At 70.1% G+C, this 17,386-nt stretch carries 12 protein-coding genes and 2 pseudogenes; 8 read left to right on the top strand and 6 right to left on the bottom strand.

Going from position 1 to position 17,386, the window contains the following annotated elements; all coding sequences use genetic code 11:
• Window positions 1-8: 8 nt before the first annotated feature.
• Window positions 9-1,796, top strand: a complete 1,788-nt coding sequence (locus OV079_RS48890) for an AMP-dependent synthetase/ligase (protein WP_267777152.1) — start codon at window positions 9-11, stop codon at window positions 1,794-1,796.
• A 42-nt stretch (window positions 1,797-1,838) separates the two neighbouring features.
• On the opposite strand, the gene OV079_RS48885 is transcribed toward OV079_RS48890, so the two are convergent.
• Window positions 1,839-3,422 carry a glycoside hydrolase family 10-like protein gene (locus OV079_RS48885; RefSeq protein WP_267777149.1) on the bottom strand — a complete coding sequence of 528 codons (1,584 nt, stop codon included), beginning with the start codon at window positions 3,420-3,422 and terminating at the stop codon, window positions 1,839-1,841.
• A gap of 174 nt (window positions 3,423-3,596) precedes the next feature.
• Between OV079_RS48885 and OV079_RS48880 the strand changes: the two genes are divergently transcribed.
• Entirely contained in the window at window positions 3,597-4,112 is a 516-nt protein-coding gene (locus OV079_RS48880; RefSeq protein WP_267777147.1) for a hypothetical protein, read from the top strand.
• A gap of 9 nt (window positions 4,113-4,121) precedes the next feature.
• Here the strand turns inward: OV079_RS48880 and OV079_RS48875 are convergent, their stop codons facing one another.
• Together OV079_RS48875 and OV079_RS48870 are read right to left on the bottom strand one after the other, a co-directional pair.
• The gene (locus tag OV079_RS48875; protein WP_267777145.1) at window positions 4,122-5,957 is read right to left on the bottom strand and encodes a UbiD family decarboxylase; all 1,836 of its coding nucleotides are present in this window, start codon (window positions 5,955-5,957) and stop codon (window positions 4,122-4,124) included.
• 61 nt (window positions 5,958-6,018) lie between these two features.
• Window positions 6,019-6,942: a hypothetical protein gene (locus OV079_RS48870; protein ID WP_267777142.1), complete on the bottom strand. Its 924-nt coding sequence runs from the start codon at window positions 6,940-6,942 to the stop codon at window positions 6,019-6,021.
• 342 nt (window positions 6,943-7,284) lie between these two features.
• Here OV079_RS48870 and OV079_RS59925 point away from each other — a divergent pair.
• From OV079_RS59925 to OV079_RS48840, 5 genes and pseudogenes are all read left to right on the top strand, one after another.
• Window positions 7,285-8,150: pseudogene (locus tag OV079_RS59925) on the top strand (nitrilase-related carbon-nitrogen hydrolase).
• 43 nt (window positions 8,151-8,193) lie between these two features.
• Window positions 8,194-9,567 carry a dihydropyrimidinase gene (gene hydA / locus OV079_RS48855; RefSeq protein WP_267777138.1) on the top strand — a complete coding sequence of 458 codons (1,374 nt, stop codon included), beginning with the start codon at window positions 8,194-8,196 and terminating at the stop codon, window positions 9,565-9,567.
• Between the two features lie 305 nt (window positions 9,568-9,872).
• Window positions 9,873-11,060: a hypothetical protein gene (locus tag OV079_RS48850; RefSeq protein WP_267777137.1), complete on the top strand. Its 1,188-nt coding sequence runs from the start codon at window positions 9,873-9,875 to the stop codon at window positions 11,058-11,060.
• 449 nt (window positions 11,061-11,509) lie between these two features.
• Entirely contained in the window at window positions 11,510-12,193 is a 684-nt protein-coding gene (locus OV079_RS48845) for a hypothetical protein (protein ID WP_267777136.1), read from the top strand.
• A gap of 231 nt (window positions 12,194-12,424) precedes the next feature.
• Window positions 12,425-13,306 (top strand): DNA-methyltransferase, encoded by an 882-nt coding sequence (locus tag OV079_RS48840; RefSeq protein ID WP_267777135.1) that lies wholly within the window; start codon window positions 12,425-12,427, stop codon window positions 13,304-13,306.
• Between the two features lie 43 nt (window positions 13,307-13,349).
• On the opposite strand, the gene OV079_RS48835 is transcribed toward OV079_RS48840, so the two are convergent.
• The 3 genes and pseudogenes from OV079_RS48835 to OV079_RS48825 all read right to left on the bottom strand — a co-directional run bounded on the left by OV079_RS48835 (window position 13,350) and on the right by OV079_RS48825 (window position 16,418).
• The gene (locus OV079_RS48835; RefSeq protein WP_267777133.1) at window positions 13,350-14,675 is read right to left on the bottom strand and encodes a cytochrome-c peroxidase; all 1,326 of its coding nucleotides are present in this window, start codon (window positions 14,673-14,675) and stop codon (window positions 13,350-13,352) included.
• A gap of 143 nt (window positions 14,676-14,818) precedes the next feature.
• Window positions 14,819-15,961, bottom strand: coding sequence for an acyl-CoA dehydrogenase family protein (locus OV079_RS48830; protein WP_267777131.1), 1,143 nt, complete (start codon window positions 15,959-15,961; stop codon window positions 14,819-14,821).
• A gap of 21 nt (window positions 15,962-15,982) precedes the next feature.
• Window positions 15,983-16,418 (bottom strand): annotated as a pseudogene (locus tag OV079_RS48825) (thioredoxin family protein).
• Between the two features lie 103 nt (window positions 16,419-16,521).
• On the opposite strand from OV079_RS48825, the gene OV079_RS48820 reads away from it, so the two are divergent.
• Window positions 16,522-17,343 (top strand): L,D-transpeptidase family protein, encoded by an 822-nt coding sequence (locus OV079_RS48820; RefSeq protein WP_267777129.1) that lies wholly within the window; start codon window positions 16,522-16,524, stop codon window positions 17,341-17,343.
• The last annotated feature ends 43 nt before the right edge of the window (window positions 17,344-17,386 follow it).

The following is a 17,386-nucleotide window of genomic DNA, read 5'->3' as shown; positions in this document are numbered from 1 at the left end:
AGCACGCCGTGGCCGTCGATACCATCCCTGCCCGCTTCTTCGCCCGGGGCCAGGTCCACCCGAACAAACCGGCCTACTACGTGCGCAAGGACGGCGCCTGGCGGCCGACCAGCTGGCGCGAATACAACGACCAGGTCCGCACCGCCGCGCGGGCGCTGATCGGCCTCGGCCTGCAGCCCGGCCAGGGCGTCTGCATCCTCGCCTACAACCGCGCCGAGTGGGCCATCACCGCCTTCGCCGCCATGGCCGCGGGCGGCGTCCCGGCCGGCATCTACACCACCTGCTCCGCCGGCGAGGTGCAGTACATCGTCCACCACGCCGAGGCCCCGCTGGTCGTCGTCGAGGACCGCGCCCAGTACGACAAGCTGGCCGCGCAACGCGAGCAGCTGCCCGGCCTGCGCCACATCGTCCTCATGCAGGGCGCGCCGGCTATCGACGACCCGCTCGTCCTGTCGTGGGAGCAGTTCCTCGCCCGCGCCGACGCCGTGCCCGAGGCCGCGCTGACCGAGCGGCTGTCGGGCCTGCACGAGGACGACACCAGCACGTACATCTACACCTCCGGCACGACCGGCCCGCCGAAGGCCGTCATGCTGTCGCACAAGAACGTCCTGTGGACCACCGAGGTGCTCGTCCAGCTGGTCGAGAACAGCCCCGACGACCGCCTGCTGTCGTACTTGCCGCTGTCGCACATCGCCGAGCAGATGCTGTCGATGCACGGCCCGGCCTGCTGCGGCCACGCCATCTACTGGGCCGAGGCGCTCGAGCGCGTGCCCGACAACCTCAAGGAGGTCCAGCCGACCGTCTTCTTCGGGGTGCCGCGGATCTGGGAGAAGTTCCACGCCGCGGTCGCTGCCCGCCTGTCTCAAGTGACAGGTCCCAAGAAACAGCTGGTCACCTGGGCCGCCGACGTCGCCCGCCGCTACCACGCCCTCGCCACCCGCGGCCGCCCCGTCCCGCTGACTTTGCGCGCCCAGCACCTGTTGGCCCGGCGCCTGGTCCTCGGCAAGCTCAAGACGGCGCTCGGCCTCGGCAGCGCCCGCGCCTGCGTGTCCGGGGCCGCGCCGATCGCCGCCCACGTGCTCGAGTTCTTCACCGGCCTCGACGTCGTCGTCGCCGAGGTCTACGGCCAGAGCGAGGACTGCGGCCCGACCAGCCTCAACATCCCCGGCGCCACCAAGCTCGGCAGCGTCGGCCGCCCCATTCCTGGCCTCGAGGTCAGGCTCGGCGAGGACGGCGAGATCCTCGTGCGCGGCCCCAGCGTCTTCAAGGGCTACTACAAGGACCCCGCCGCCACCGCCGAGGCGCTGCAGGACGGGTGGCTGCACTCGGGCGACCTCGGCGCCTTCGACCCCGACGGCTTCCTCTCGATCACCGGCCGCAAGAAGGAGATCATCATCACCGCCGGCGGCAAGAACATCGCCCCGAAGAACCTCGAGGCCGCGCTCAAGGAGAGCCCGCTGATCGAGGAGGCGGTCGTGATCGGCGACCGGCGCAAGTTCCTCAGCGCCTTGCTGGCGCTCGACCGCGCCGCCGCGGCCAAGTGGCTCGCCGCCCAGGGCCTGCCCGCCGACGAGCCGCTGCACGAGAACCCGGCGCTCTTGGCCGAGATCGGCAAGTGGGTCGAGAAGTCGGGCGAGCAGTTCGCCCGGGTCGAGCAGGTCCGCAGGTTCAAGCTGCTGCCGCGCAGCCTCAGCCCCGACCACGGCGAGCTCACGCCCACCCTCAAGCTCAAGCGCAAGGTCATCGAGAAGCAGTGGGGCCCGCTCATCGAGGCCATGTACGACGGCGGCGAGTGAGCCGCCGGCCCGCCGGTCCGTGCCGGCGGGCGCGGCTCGCAATCAGGGCACCGTCACCAGCACGCCCGCGCTCTCGACGTTGTGCTTGCCGGCGGCGCTGATCGCCCATGTCCCCGGGGCCAGGTCGATGCTCGCCGTCTGCGCCGGCACGATGCGGTCGATCACGAACTCCTGGCCCGACTGCGCGTACACCACCCACGCGCGCAGGCTGTCCGCGTCGGCGTGAGCCAGCGTCGCCTGCGAGCCCTCGAGCGTGACCGTCGGCGGCGCCGGGACCTCGTCGACGAGCGCCGCGATCGGCGGCGTCAGGGCCGGCGTGGCGTAGAACTCGGCCCGCAGCGCGTCGGTGACCCCGAGCAGGTTGTCCTGCAGCGGCGCGATCTGGAAGAAGATGTTGCCCTGCGAGCCCTGGTCCGCGTATTGCCGGCTGAGCTGGATCTCCTGCTTGAACTCGTCGAGCGACCACTTGTCCTCGGTGCCGAGCTTGCTCAGGTAGTTGCCGGCGAAGATGTAGCGCCCGCCCCCGGTGATGCTCGACCACCACTCGATCAGCTTGCCGTACGCCTGGGCCGCCTGGGTCGTCGGCCAGTACAGCTGCGGCGCCAGGTAATCGACCCATCCTTCCTGCATCCACAGCAGCGGGTCGGCGTAGAGGCCCTCGTATTGATCGAAGCCGCTGATGCCTTCGGGGATCCCGGGGCGATAGATGCCGAACGGGCTGATGCCATAGCGGACGTGCGGGGCGATGTCGGCGACCGTGTCGCCGACCGCCTGGACCATCGCGTTGACGTTGTCGCGCCGCCAGTCGGCACGCGACAGCTGCCCGCCGCCGCCCTGATAGGCCTCCCAGGTCGTGTCGTCGGGGAAGTCGACCCCGTCGACCGGGTACGGATAGAAGTAATCGTCGAAGTGGATGCCGTCGACGTCGTAGCGGGTCACCAGATCGGCGACGACCGCCAGCAATTGGTCCTGCACCTCCTTGGCGCCCGGGTCCATCCAAAGGAAGGTCGAGTACTTGTAGGCGTACTGGGGCAGCAGCGACGCGATGTGATTGTCGGCCAGGGCGTGGTTGGCGTTGGCCTTCGCGCGGTACGGATTGAGCCAGGCGTGGACCTCGACGCCGCGGGCGTGGCCCTCGTCGATCAAGAATTGCAGCGGGTCGACCCCGGGATCCTCCCCTTGTTCGCCTGTGAGGTAACGACTCCACGGCTCCAGGTCCGACGAATAGACCGCGTCGCACTCCGGCCGGACCTGGAAGACCACGGTATTGAGGCCCGCGGCCTGCACGGTATCGAGGAGCGCCAGCAGCTCGTCCTGCAGCGCCACCGCGGACAGCCCGGTCGCGCTGGGGAAGTTGATGTTGGACACCGTCGCCACCCATACGGCCCGCAACTCGCGGGTATGGGCCACCGGGACCAATTGCTGCGGCTCGCCGCCGGTCGTGCCAGTGCTGCTGGTCTCGTCGCCGGTGGTCGGCTCGTTCGTGGTGGTCGTGCCGGTCGCTGGCACATCCGCCGTCGTCGCGGTGGTGGCCGGTGCATCGGTCGTGTCCGTGCTGGACGTCGACGCTTCCGTGGTCGTGGCCGGGTCCTGGCCGCAGGCCGGCAGCGCCGACAACACGACCACAAACGACAATCCTGTCGGGCGAAACAGCGCCATGTCTTCCTATAACACGACCACGCAGACCCGGAGATTTCCAACCTTCAGGGCCGGACGCCGGGCCGCAAATGTGGGCGAACGCGCTTGCGTACGCTGTCACAATTCTCCCCCTGGGCCCTTCCCTTGAGTAGGATGCCGCGCATGCGCAACCCCTCTCGCATCTTCTCGGCCGTCGCGGCCCTCGGCCTCATGGCCTCCCTGAGCGCTTGCCAGGTGAAGCCCGGCGAATACCGGATCTACAAGATCACGTTCCTGCCCTCGGTGGAGGGCGCGGACTGCGGCACGAACCCGGACCTTCGCGACTCGACGACGTTCTTCGCCGCGAGCACGATCCAGATCTTCGCCACCGACGCCGACGATTTCTTCCTCGAGTACGGGGAAGACGTGCTCATCGGCTCGCGCGCCGGCACGGATTACACGTTCGAGGGCGACTCCGTCCAGGTCGACGATCCGGGCGACAACACCACCACCACCACCACCAAGTCGCTGGACGTAGCGATCTCGATCAAGGGTCACAAGATCACCGGCGACTTCGTCCTGTTCAACGCCCAGTCCTGCGGCGGCGACTGTGACGCGTTCCCGTCCTACCAGTGCACGGTCACCGGCTCGTTCTTCGGCTCCGAGATCAAGGACGTCGAGCTCGAGCGCGGCGTCTGAGTCGATCCCTCAGAACAGCCCGTGAAGCGGCCCGCCCGGGGCCGCCCATTCGAGGACTCGGCGGGTCACCGCCGGGTCCTCGATCAATTGCAGGGCGTGATGCGGCTTGCGGCGCGCGTCGATCACCAGCGCGCCCTCGCAGCCCCAGTGCTTGTGGACCGTGCGCGCGCCGACCCCCTCGATGTCGACCGCCGGGTTCATGCGGGTGAAGGTCGCCCACAGGAAGTTGTTGGTGGTGCGCGCCACGAACTCGCTGTCGTCGACCAGCACCACCAGCGGGAAGCGGTTGATCGCGTCCTCCGGCGTCAGCGCGGCGCAGAACCGCTGCAGCGCGCCGTCGCCGGCCACCGTGCACGCCGGGCTCGTCACCGCCAGCGCCCCCGGCATGCACACGCGCGGGTCGGAGAAGCCCGGCGGCAGCCGCAGGTCGGCCGGCACCTCGACCGGCAACGGGCGCCGCGGCGCGCCGACGGCCGCGATCACCACCTTGCTACCGACGTTGAGCCCGCCGCCCGAGTAGTCGAGCGTGTCGATGGTCGTCTCGGTGTGGAAGTGCAGGTCGCGGCGCCAGTCGACGCGCTGGAGGACATGTCCGAAGAAACCTGTCACATCGTGCAGGTCGAGATTCGGGGCGTCGTCGGCCGCGGCGATCATCAGCACCTTGGCCAGCGACATCTGGCCCTGGCCGAGGATCGCGCTGGCCTGCGTCAGCAGCTCGGCGGGCCGGTCGCGCGGCGCGTAGGGCGTGTAGCGCTCGCTGCCGAGGGCCAGCAGCAGCGGGTGGACCCCGGCCGCGTCGACGGCGTGCACGGCGTGGACCCCGGGGATCACCGCCGGGATCGCCGGCCCCGTGATCTCGTGGATGATCGCGCCGAACTGGGTGTCCTCCTGCGGCGGCCGGCCGACCACCGTGAACGGCCAGATCGCGTCGGCGCGCGCGTACACCTTCTCGACGCGCAGCACCGGGAAGTCGTGCGCCAGGCTGTAGTAGCCGAGGTGGTCGCCGAACGGCCCCTCGGGCAGGCGCAGCTCGGGGTCGACCGTGCCGCAGATGACGAAGTCGGCCTCGCCGGCGAACGGCAGCGCACCTGGCCTTTGGACCATCCGCACCCGTCGCCCCGCCAGCGCCCCCGCGAACGCCAGCTCCGGCAGCCCCTCGGGCAGGGGCATCACCGCCGCCAGCGTCAGCGCCGGCGGGCCGCCGACGAAGATGTTGACGCGCAGCGGCTCGCCCTTGCGGATCGCCGCCGCGTGGTGGACCCCGATCCCGCGGTGGATCTGGTAGTGCAGCCCGATCTGCCGGTCCTGCGCATAGCGGCCCCCGCCGAGCTGCACGCGGTACATCCCGAGGTTGCTCTTCATCCACCCGGGCCGCTCGGGGTCCTCGCTGTAGACCTGCGGCAGGGTGATGAACGGCCCGCCGTCGAGCGGCCAGGACACCAGCTGCGGCAGGTCGGAGATCCGGATCTCCCGCGCCATGACCGGGCCGGAGCCGCCGAACTTCGGCCGCGCGTGCCAGGCCGTGCGCACGAGGCCCGCGTAGCGCCACGGCCGGCGCATCACCGCCCCGGGGTCGCCGCGCAGGGCCACCAGCTGCTTCACGCGGGCCAGCGTGTCGCGGAACAAGAACCGCGTGCGCTCGGCCGTCCCGAACAGGTTCGAGACCATCGGGAAGGCGCTGCCCTTGACCCGCGGGAACAGCAGCGCCGGGCCGCCGGCTTCGAAGACGCGGCGCTGGATCTCCGCCGCCTCGAGGTACGGGTCGACCTCGACGTCGACGCGCGCGAGGTGGCCGTGCCGCTCCAGGTCGGTCACGCACTCGCGCAGCGATCGGTACGCGCTCATCTCGCCAGCTTGGCAAAAGCGGCGGCGCCTGGCCTTCAGGACAGGCGCCGTGGCGCTCGGATCACATGCAGACCGAGCCGACCAGCGCGCCCATGTCGAGGTCGACGGCCGGGTCGCTGCACATCTGGCCCATCGGGCAGTCGGCGTCGGAGTTGCACTCGCCGCAGACGCCGAGCTTCAGCAGGCCCATGACGCTGGCCTCGCCGCAGAAGCCCGACATGCAGGCCTTGTTGCCGGCCGGGTTGCCGCCGTCGTCCTCGAGCGAGCAGCCGAGGTTGTTGGGGACCGAGCCGTCGGCCACGCAGTCGAGCTTGCCCTTGAAGTTGGGCACGTCGTAGGTCGGCGTGCAGTTGGGCAGCGCCGGGTCGGCGCAGTCGGCGTTGACCGTGCACTGGCCGCAGGTGGCGACCTTGATGATGCCGGGGACCTCGAGCAGCGTGCCGCAGATGCCGTTGTCGGCGTCGACGCAGACCGCGTTGGTCTCGCAGCCCTCGCCGGGGCCGCCCATGTTGCAGGTGGCGCCGACGCCGGCGATCGGGTTGGGGACGGAGCAGCCGCCGGGGGCGCAGTCGGCGTCGCCGAGGCACTCGCCGCAGAAGCCGCCGAGGGCGGGGACGACGAAGCACTTCTCGGTGTCGCAGCCGCAGCCGGTGTTGTCGGTGCAGGGGCTGTTGATCGGCTGGTCCTCGGGGTCGTTGCAGAGCGAGCCGGTGGTGACCGTGGTGGCGGTCGTGGTGGTCGTCGTCGGGTTCTCCGGGGAGGTCGTGCCGGTCTCGGAGTCGCCGGCCGTGCCGGCGGTCGGCTCGGTCGTCGTCGGAGTGTTGGTCGTCGTCGAGTCGCCCATCGTCGCCTCGGTCGTCGTGGGCGCCGTGGTGGCGCTCTCGCTGGCCGTGGCCGAGTCGCCCCTGTCGTCGCCGCAGGCGACGGTGGTCAAGGAAAGCGCCAGCGCGCTGGCGAAGAAGAAGCGCAGGTTGGTACAGGTCATCGCGGTCTCCGTGGGGTGCGTCCCCCGACTCGTAGATCAGGCTCGAACAGGGCTTGAGAGAACCAGGGTTTGGCCCCCGCAGGGGCCGTGGGAGCGAGAATCAGGGCCTTGGGGCCCTGGCTGGAACCAGGGTTCCGCCGGTGGTACAGGGCCCGGGGCCCTGGCGCGGCATGAAGCGATCGTCACGAAACGGGGCCCTGGCGGCCCCACTCGGGGATCTTCGCCTTAGTACTCTGCTCCTCCATGCCGGCGCAAGTCCCCGCCGAAAGCACCCGCGAACCGCGCAATTGCAGCGCATTCGGGCGCCAACAGCCGCCTGTTCTCGAGCTAGAGTCGCGAGTGATGAACCCCACCGTTCGCTGCGGCCTCATCCAGTGCAGTAACCCCATCAACGACGAGAGTGTCCCGGTCAAGGAGATCCAGCAGGCCATGCTCGACAAGCACCTGCCCTTCCTGAAGGAAGCCGGCCGGCGCGGCGTGCAGATCCTCTGCCTGCAAGAGATCTTCAACGGACCGTACTTCTGCCCGGGCCAGGACCGCCGCTGGTACGCGGCCGCCGAGCCGATTCCGGGGCCCACGACCGCGCTGATGCAGGAGTACGCGAAGTCGCTCGGCATGGCGATCGTCGTGCCGCTCTACGAGGAGGCGATGCGCGGCGTCTACTACAACACCGCGGCCGTGGTGGACGCCGACGGCACGTACCTCGGCAAGTACCGCAAGCAGCACATCCCGCAGACCTCGGGGTTCTGGGAGAAATTCTTCTTCAAGCCGGGCGACCTCGGCTACCCGGTCTTCCGCACGCAGTTCGCGACCATCGGGGTCTACATTTGCTACGACCGGCACTTCCCGGAGGGGCGCGCGCCCTCGGCCTGAACGGCGCCGAGATCGTGTTCAACCCGAGCGCGACGGTGGCGGGCCTGAGCCAGTACCTGTGGAAGCTGGAGCAGCCGGCGCACGCGGTGGCCAACGGCTACTACGTCGGCGCGATCAACCGCGTCGGCACCGAGGCGCCGTGGAACATCGGCAAGTTCTACGGCCACAGCTACTTCGTCGACCCGCGCGGCAAGTTCCTCGCCGAGGCCAGCGAGGACAACGACGAGCTGGTGGTGGCCGACCTCGACCTGTCGGTGATCGACGAGGTCCGGCAAGTCTGGCAGTTCTACCGCGACCGTCGCCCCGAGACCTACGGCGACCTCACGAAGCTGTAAGGCCGCCCCGTCCCCCTGCGCCCTGTCTCCTGCGAGGTCTCGCATGTCCGGCATCGTCATTCGCAACGGCCAAGTCGTCACCGCCCTCGATCAATACGTCGCCGACATCTACTGCGAAGGCGGCAAGATCGTCGCCATCGGCGAGAACCTCGAGGTGCCCGCCGGCACCGAGGTCGTCGACGCCTCCGGGCAGTACGTCCTGCCCGGCGGTATCGACGCTCACACGCACATGGAGCTGCCCTTCATGGGCACCGTCAGCTCCGACGACTTCTTCACCGGCACCGCCGCCGGGGTCGCCGGCGGCACCACCTCGATCATCGACTTCATCATCCCGAGCCGCAACCAGAGCCTCGTCGAGGCCCGCGACTTCTGGATGAACAACGCCAAGAAGGCCTGCGCCGACTACGGCTTCCACATGGCCGTGACCTGGTACGGCGAGCAGGTCGAGCAGGAGATGCGCCGCGTCTATCGCGAGGACGGCATCTCCTCGTTCAAGGTCTTCATGGCCTACACCGGCGCGATCGGGGTCGACGACGACGAGATGATCGGCGTCATCGACACCGCCGCCTCCCTCGGCGCCCTCGTCACCGCCCACTGCGAGCACGGCCTCGCCGTCCAGGCGCTGCAGCGCAAGCTGGTCGCCCAGGGCAAGACCTCCCCGCGCCACCACGCCGAGAGCCGGCCCTCGTGGGTCGAGGGCGAGGCGACGAACCGCGCGATCATGCTGGCGCGCTGCTCCGGCCAGCCGATCTACATCGTCCACCTCACCTGCAAGGAGTCGCTCGACGCGGTCGTGCGCGCCCGCCAGGAGGGCCAGCTGGTCTACGTCGAGACCTGCCCGCAGTACCTCCTGCTCGACGACAGCGTCTACGACAAGCCCGACTTCGAGGGCGCGGCCTACGTCATGAGCCCGCCGATCCGCCCCAAGGGCCACCAGGAGGCGCTGTGGCACGCGCTGTCGTGCGGCCTCATCCACCACGTCGCCACCGACCACTGCCCGTTCCGCCAACATGACCAAAAGGTCATGGGCCTGCACGACTTCACGAAGATCCCCAACGGCGCCGCCGGCATCGAGAACCGGATCGCCCTGATGTACACGTACGGCGTCGCCACCGGCCGCCTCACGCTGAACCAGCTGGTCGACGTCTGCTGCACCCAGCCGGCCAAGATCTTCGGCCTCTACCCGCGCAAGGGCGCGATCCGGGTCGGGGCCGACGCCGACCTGTTCACCTACGACCCCGCCGCCTCCTCGACGATCAGCGCCCGCACCCACCACCAGCGGGTCGACCGCAACATCTTCGAGGGCTTCGAGATCCGCGGCGCCGTCACCAACACCGTCGTCGCCGGCCGGCTGGCGTTCACGAAGGGCGAGCTCCGCGTCGAGCGCGGGTCCGGCCGCTACCTCCACCGGGTCTGATCGGCCCGGCGAGCGGCCTGATTCTTCGGCCATGTTCCAAAAGCAGGCTCGTAAGGGCCTGTTTTTTATTTTGTCCGAGCTCGCCGTCGCGCGCGGGCCCTCGCAGCGGGGCGCCCGGCACCCGCGTCAGCCCACGCCGGATCTGTCCCGACGGACCTGCCGCGAAGGACAGCCGCCGCCGCGTCTGCGCCTGCGCACCTGCGGGCGCTGCTGTCCGATTCGGGATTCACGGATCGCTCCGTCCTGTCCTGAAGGTCAGCCTCGAAGTCCCCCTTGAGAGGAGCACCTGGGTTATTGTGCGCTGGATGCGTGTCTCGCAAGTCTGGCCTGCTGTCCTGGTAGCTCTGTATTCGACCCTGGCTCTGGCGCAGTCGCCGGCCATCTCTCCAGGACCGCGGGGCGAGCCGGCGCCCGCGACGACCCCCGCCAGCGAGCCCTCGTTCGACGCCGCCACGGCCGAGCCCGCCGTCGCGCCCGAGGGACCGGCCGAGGACACCGCGGACGCGCCCCCGCCCGAGCCGGCGCACACGACCGCCCCGCCCTCGTCGCCGGAGGGCGTCGCCGACTCGTCGCGCACCCCGGTCGTCGAGCCGCGCGCCAAGCCCGACGCCACCGGCGAGCTGCCGCCGCTGCCGGCCCGCCATCGCCTCGTCTACAGCAACCTGCTGGTCCTGCGGGTCAACCCGCTCGGCGCCGAGGACCGCTTCACCCTCGGCTACAACCTGCGCCTCTACAACAACGCGAAGCCGCTGTTCCGCGACGCCTACTTCGGCGTCGGCTTCAGCCCGACCATCTCGCCCTCGATCTCCCGCATCGGCGGCAACATCGACTTCGCCCCGCTGACGATCCTCCGCTTCCGCGGCGCCTACTACCTCGCCACCTGGTACGGCAGCGACCGCTTCAAGGCCCACCCGTACTCGTCGCCCACGGCCGAGTACGGCCCCGAGAAGCTCAAGAACGAGGCGGGCGCCAACGTCCTCGGCGGTCAGGCCGAGCTCAGCGCGCTGTTCCAGGTGCGCGTGAAGATGATCGCGATCCGCAACGAGGTCACCTTCTACAACAACAACATCCGCCTGCCGACCGGCAACGACGTGTTCTACGACCTGCGCCACGACGTCCTCGTGCCCGCCAAGGGTTGGTTCCTCACCAACGACACCGACCTGCTGTACATGACCAAGTTCGGCCTCAACGCCGGCGTGCGCAACTCGCTGGTCCACGTGTTCTACACGTCGAAGATGTACGGCCCCGGCGAGGCCGCGGACAACCCCAACACGCCGATGGACCGCCTCGGCCCGGTCCTGACCTACACGTTCTTCGACCGCCCCGAGAAGCGCTTCAACAAGCCGACGCTGATCTTCGCCGCCCAGTGGTGGCTCAAGCACCGCTACCGCGGCCAGGGTGCGCCGGGCATGGAGGACCGGATCCACCAGGGCATCCCGCTGTTCCTGCTCGGCTTCTCGTTCACCGGCGAGCTGGTGCGAAGCAAGCACTGAGGCGCCCGCCTCTCCGAATCGCCGCGACGCCCCGCGCTCGCGGCGATTTTTGTTTCTCTTTTCTTTGAGAATAGACCGAACGATTTCGCCGGCCTGCGGCGCGCTGTCACATGTCCCTTGCGACATGTCATCGATCACGACCCGGACCGAGGTCGAACTCCCGCATCCTGCCCGAGCCTGCGGTCTCGATGGCGTCGACGATCGCCGGCGCCAGGCCGCCCACGCGTTCGCTCGAGCGCAGGTGCTGCAGGCGCGATCTCTTCGGTCCTGGTGCGCTCGACGCAAATGACGACGCGTGACTGGACCACCGCGGGGCGGGCCCCGAATCCCTCCTGCGAGCACCGACCGGCATGCCGGGCTCCGTGTGACATCGTTCCTCGTGACCCTCGCCGAGCGGCGGGCTGGCACCGCGGCCCCACCGGCGTGCCACGGCAGCGGGAGCCGACCTCGTGACCGGCCTCTGCGACGAATTGCGACTCCTGGAGGCGGCCGCCGGCTTCGGGGCGGTCGACCCGTCGCCCCTCGCCCCGCTGGCGACCTGCACGATCGTCGGCCCGGTCCGCCGGGACAAGCTCGTCATGACCTTACGCGGGACCGAGGTCGTGTCCGACTTCACCCATGTGCTCGCGCTCGAGTGTGCCCGTCGGCTTCGACGCGACCGCGATACACCTGTGCGATTGACCACCTCTCAGCGCGTCGTTCGGGCGCAGGAGATCCCCAAGCGACCGGGCGACTCCCACCACTTCAGGCTGTTCACGCTGGCGACGGACGACGAAAGCGAGAGCACGGCTTCTTGGGCGGACGCCCTGATCGAGCATGTGCGCGCCCTTCGGAGCGGCTTCGACGAATTGACCCAGGAAGGCTACACATTCCGCCGACGGTCCGTACGCTTGCTGGCCACCGCTGCCCGCAGCGCCGATCGCATCTCCGAACAATTGGCACCAGTCGAGGCCGTCGTCTGCGGGCCGCTCGATCACCGTATTACGACGGTCTGCGCTTCACGATCGAGCGCATCGCGGCGGACGGCAGCGTCTTCCCGATCGCCGACAGCGGCGCCTTCGTCCGAGTCGCCCGGCTGGCCGCCGACCGCCGCCTGGTGTTCGTGGCGAGTGGACTGGGCACCCAGTTGGTGACCCTGTCGTTCCGGCGGTAGGTCCGCCTCTTTACAGTCGCGGAATCGACAGCCATCATTCGTCGGCGTGGCTGCGGATCCCTCCGACCTCGATCGGCCAGATCGGCCCCGGGACCGCGACGCCGACGGTCTCACGCGCGCCGACGGCATATCGGCGGCGCGGTCGCCCCCGCCGCCCACCTCCGCGCGTGGTCGGTACAATGGCGCTCAGGACCTGTCCGAACCGCCATCTATGGTCAATGCCCATCCGCTGCGGCCGCTGATCCGGACCGGCGCGGCGCGGGTCGTTTCGCGGCTCTCCGATCCTGCAGCAAATGTCCCTTGGGCCATCCTCCACGGCGACGTGCGCGACGGCCTGGCCGCGCTGGCCGACGGCTCGATCGCCTGCATCGTCACCAGCCCGCCGTACTTCTGGCAGCGCGACTACGGGGTCGCCGGGCAGCTCGGGCACGAGCCGACCATCGCCGCCTACGTCGCTTCGATGCGCGCCGTGTTCGCCGCGGCGAAGCGCGTGCTCAAGAAGGACGGCGCGCTGTTCCTCAACCTCGGCGACACCTACTACTCGGCCAAGGGTCGCCCGCACGGGCGCGACGACAAGCACCGCGGCCGCATGCTCGCGCGCAGCACCCTGCGCGCGGTCGACGGCCCCGGCCTCGGCCTGCCGCGCAAGAGCCTGATCGGCATCCCCTGGCGGGTCGCGCTCGCGCTGCAGGACGACGGCTGGACCCTGCGCAGCGACATCATCTGGAAGCGCCCGGCCACCATGCCCGAGCCGACCGCCCGCGACCGCCCGTGGAACACCCACGAGCACGTGTTCCTGTTCTCCCTCGCCCCGCGCTACCACTTCGACCGCGGCGCCCTCCAGGGCGAGGAGGACATCTGGCAGATCACCGCCCGCCCCGACAACCCCGCCGCCCACTTCGCCCCCTTCCCCGCCGCCCTCGCCGACCGCTGCATCCGCGCCGGCTGCCGCCCCGGCGGCGTCGTCCTCGACCCCTTCGCCGGCTCCGGCACCACCCTCCTGGCCGCCCGCGACCTGGGCCACCCCGCCATCGGCATCGAGCTGTCGCAGAGCTACTGCGACGCCATGGCCATGGCCCTCGGCGCGAGATGACTCTCGGGACATGCCCTCTCGGGCATGTCCTGTCAGACATGCATCAGCGCACGAACGGGTCGCCGAACTTCGGGTCGCCGAGCAGCGCCTCGTCGGTGAGCGTGCCGAGGAACGCCACCAGCGCGCCCTTCTCGGCCGGCGTCAGGTTCATGCGCCGGGGCTGCTGGTTCGGCCCGCGCAGCCGCGGGTCGAGGTTCGGGTGCGGCTTTATCCCGCTGTCGTAGTGGTCGATCACCTCGGCCAGGGTCGCAAACCGCCCGTCGTGCATGTACGGCCCCGTCACCGCGATGTTGCGCAGCGACGACGACTTGAAGCGACCGTCGTCGGCGGGGTCGCCGGTGATGTCGCCGACGCCGTTGTCGTCCTCGACCGGCCCGGCGTCGAGCCCGTTGTTGAGCGGCTCCAGCGGGAGGAAGATCGCCTGGTTGGCGAAGTCCTGCCCGGGCGGCGGCGGCGGGCCGCCGAGGTGGCAGGCCACGCAGGCGGTGCGCGGCTGCAGGAACAGGTCCTTGCCGAGGTTCTCCTCGGCGGTGAAGTTGGCGAACTGGCTGCGGATCGATCCGGCCGCGGCCAGCCCCTCGTCGAAGCGCGAGCGGTACGAGGCCATCGCGCGCACGAACTGGGCCAGGGCGCGGGCGATCCGCTCGGTCGTCACCTCGTCGTCGCCGAAGGCCGCGATGAACAGCTCGCGGTAGTACGGCCGCGTCGACACCCGCTCCACCAGCTCCGTCAGCGTCAGCCCCATCTCGACCTCGTTCTGGATCGGCCCCAGCACCTGCTCCTCGAGCGTCGCCGCCCGCTCGTCCCAGAAGAACCGCCCGGTCGCGTACCAGCGCGACTCCGACAGCCCCATCGAGTTGCGCCCCGTCAGCCCGCCCTCGAAGCCCTCGCTGAGCTGCGTCGTGTCGCTGAAGCCCGCCGCCTGCTGGTGACACGTCCCGCACGCCACCGTCTCGTTGCGCGACAGCGCGGTGTCGTAGAACAGCACCCGGCCGAGCGTCGCCCCGTGATCGGTGATCGGGTTGTCCTGCGGCGTGTTGTCGAGGGCTCGCACCAGCGGCGTCCGGAAGTGCGCCGGCAGGTCCGGGTTCGCGTAGTTGTACGGCGTCGCCGGCAGATCGAGCCCGTCGCCGTCCTCGTCGTCTTCGCCGGTGCTGCTGCTGCCGACCGCATCGGTCGTCTCGGCCTCGCCGGACCCGGTCGTCTCGACCCCGCCGTCCGCGCTCGTGGACGACGTGCCGCTCGCATCATCGCCGCCGCTCGCCCCGGGCCCGCCGGCATCACAGGCGCCGGCGAGCGCGAGCACGAGCGCGAGGCTCGTTCGAGAGAGGTGACCGACGCAGGAGGGCTTCGACATCGTGACGGGCATGCCCCCGCCTAAGCACCCCGCGAGCCGTCGCGCCGCGCCCCCGGATCTGCAGCCGCCGCGGGCACTTCCATCGCCCCGGCGGACCTCGCAGTCCGGGCCCCGGCAAGATCCGCCGACCGCGTGCGGCGGATCTCGCCGACCGTCTACAGCCCCATCTGCTTGGCGATGATGATCTTCATGACCTCGTTCGTGCCGGCGAAGATCCGCTGCACCCGCGCATCCATGTAGGCGCGCGAGATCGGGTACTCGAGCATGTAGCCGTAGCCGCCGAACATCTGCAGGCAGGCGTCGACCACCCGCCCCAACATCTCGGTCTGCCACAGCTTGGCCATCGAGCACTCCTTCACCAGGTACTCGCCCGCCATGTGCTCGGCGATCAGGCGGTCGAGGAACGCTCGCCCGACCTCGACCTCGGTGGCGCACTCGGCCAGCTTGAACTGGGTGTTCTGGAACTTGACGATCGAGCGGCCGAACGCCTTGCGCTCCTGCACGTACGCCAGCGTGTCGGCGAGCACCACCTCGGCACCGGCTTGCGAGCCGATCGCCACCACCAGCCGCTCCTGCTGCAGCTTCTGCATCAACATCAGGAAGCCGGCGCCGGGCGAGCCGAGGATGTTGTCGGCGGGGATCCGGCACTCCTCGAAGAACAGCTCGGAGGTGTCCTGCGAGTACATGCCGGCCTTCTTGAGCTTCTTGCCGCGGACGAACCCGGGGCGGTGGCCCTCGACCACGAACAGCGACAGGTTCTGGTGCGGGTTGTCGGAGCCCTCGGAGCGAGCCGCGACGATGCACAGGTCGCACAGGATGCCGTTCGAGATGAACGTCTTGGCCCCGTTGATCACGTACTCGTCGCCCTCGCGGCGCGCGGTGGTCGCGATCGCCGCCAGGTCGGAGCCCGTGCCCGGCTCGGTCATCGCTATCGCGGTCACCAGATCGCCCGACACGCAGCCCGGCAGCCACTTCTTCTTCTGCTCGTCGGTGCCGAAGGTGGCGATGTACGGCACGACGATGTCGCTGTGCAGCGGCAGCGCGAAGCCCGACTCGTGGACCTTCGCCAGCTCCTCCGTGACGATCACCGAGTGCAGGAAGTCGCCGCCCGGCCCGCCCAGCTCCTCCGGCAGCCACGGGCACAGGAGCCCCGCCGCGCCGGCCTTGCGCCACGTCTCGCGGTCGACGATCCCCTCCTCCATCCACCGCTCCTGATGCGGCACCACCTCGCGGGCGAAGAACTCCCGCGCCGTCGCGCGGAACAGGTCGTGTTCGGGGGAGAAGAGGCTTCGCTTCATCGCGCTCCTCTTATCGCACAATCACAGGAACGGAGCGACCACCGCTTCCAGCTGCGGCCCGAACACCGCACCCGGCTGACGGAACGCCAGCTGCCCGCCCTGGTACACGCACAGCGTCGGGATCGACTGGATCTGCAGCGCCGCCGCCGTCTGCCGGTGCTGCTCCGTGTCGAGCTTCAGCACCAGCAGCTTGCCCGCGTGGCGCGCCGCCAGGTCGGCGATGTGCGGCGCCAGCGCGGCACGGCCCGCACCACGGGGCCCAGAAGTCGACCAGCACCGGCACCGGCGCGCTGGCCACCGCGCGCTGCAGCTCCGCGTCGCTCACGTCCTGCGGATGCCCGGTGGTGTCGAGCTTCTGCTTGCAGCGGCCGCACTTCGGCGCGTCGAAGCGGCGCTCGCCCGCGATCTTGTTCAACTGTCCGCACGCCTTGCACCGGAAGAACAGCGCCTCGCTCATCGTCGTCACCTCGCCGCGCGTCTGCGCGCCCGAAAATTAGTCACCACCGCCGACTCTGGCAACCCGAACGAATCTCTCGGGCTGCGTGCGCGTACCACTCCCCGTGCCTCGCCTCAGCCCGGTCGTCACCGTCCTCGCCGCGCTCGTCTGCTCCGTCCCGCTGATACCGCCCGCCGAGGCCCAGGCCGGCGAATTCCTGCAGCGACAGCGCCGCTACCCGCGGGTCGAGGCCGCGCTCGAGCGCCACGAAGACGCCCTCGCCGACCGCTTCCGCGCCGCCGGCGCGGCGTGGCCCCCGCGAGACCTGTTCATCCGCAGCTTCAAGGCCGAGGCCGTCACCGAGCTGTGGGCCGCGGCCGAGCGCCGGGGCGATCCGCACGTGCTCGTGCGCACCTTCCCGGTCTGCCAGAACAGCGGCGTGCTCGGGCCCAAGCGGCGCCAGGGTGACGGGCAGGTCCCCGAGGGTTTCTACCGGGTCAGCCTGTTCAACCCGCAGAGCAGCTATCACCTCTCGCTCGGCGTCAGCTACCCCAACGCCGCCGACCGCCATCACAGCGCCGGCCAGCCGCCGGGTAGTGCCATCATGATCCACGGCGACTGCGTCACGATCGGCTGCATCCCGCTGCGCGACGGCCCGATCGAGGAGCTCTACGTCGCCGCCGTGCTCGCCCGCGACGCCGGCCAGCGCGACATCCCGATCCACATCTTCCCGTGCCGACTCGACGAGCCGACCTGCCAGGCGCGCCTGGCCGCCGACTCCGCCGCGCGCCCCGACCTCGCCGCGTTCTGGGACGGCCTCGTGCCCGGCTACCTCGCCTTCCTCCAGACCGGCGCCCCGCCGCGCGTGGTCGCCTCGAAGGACGGCACGTACAAGCTCGAGCCGCCGCCGCGCGAGCGTCGGCCGCTGGTCGCCGCCGATGAGTGATATGTCTTTGAGAACATGTCGTTAGACACATGTCCTCGACACA

This window comes from Nannocystis pusilla, assembly GCF_026626665.1.
Taxonomy (GTDB): Bacteria; Myxococcota_A; Polyangia; order Nannocystales; family Nannocystaceae; genus Nannocystis; species Nannocystis pusilla.
This window is presented reverse-complemented; position numbering and strand designations above follow the sequence as displayed.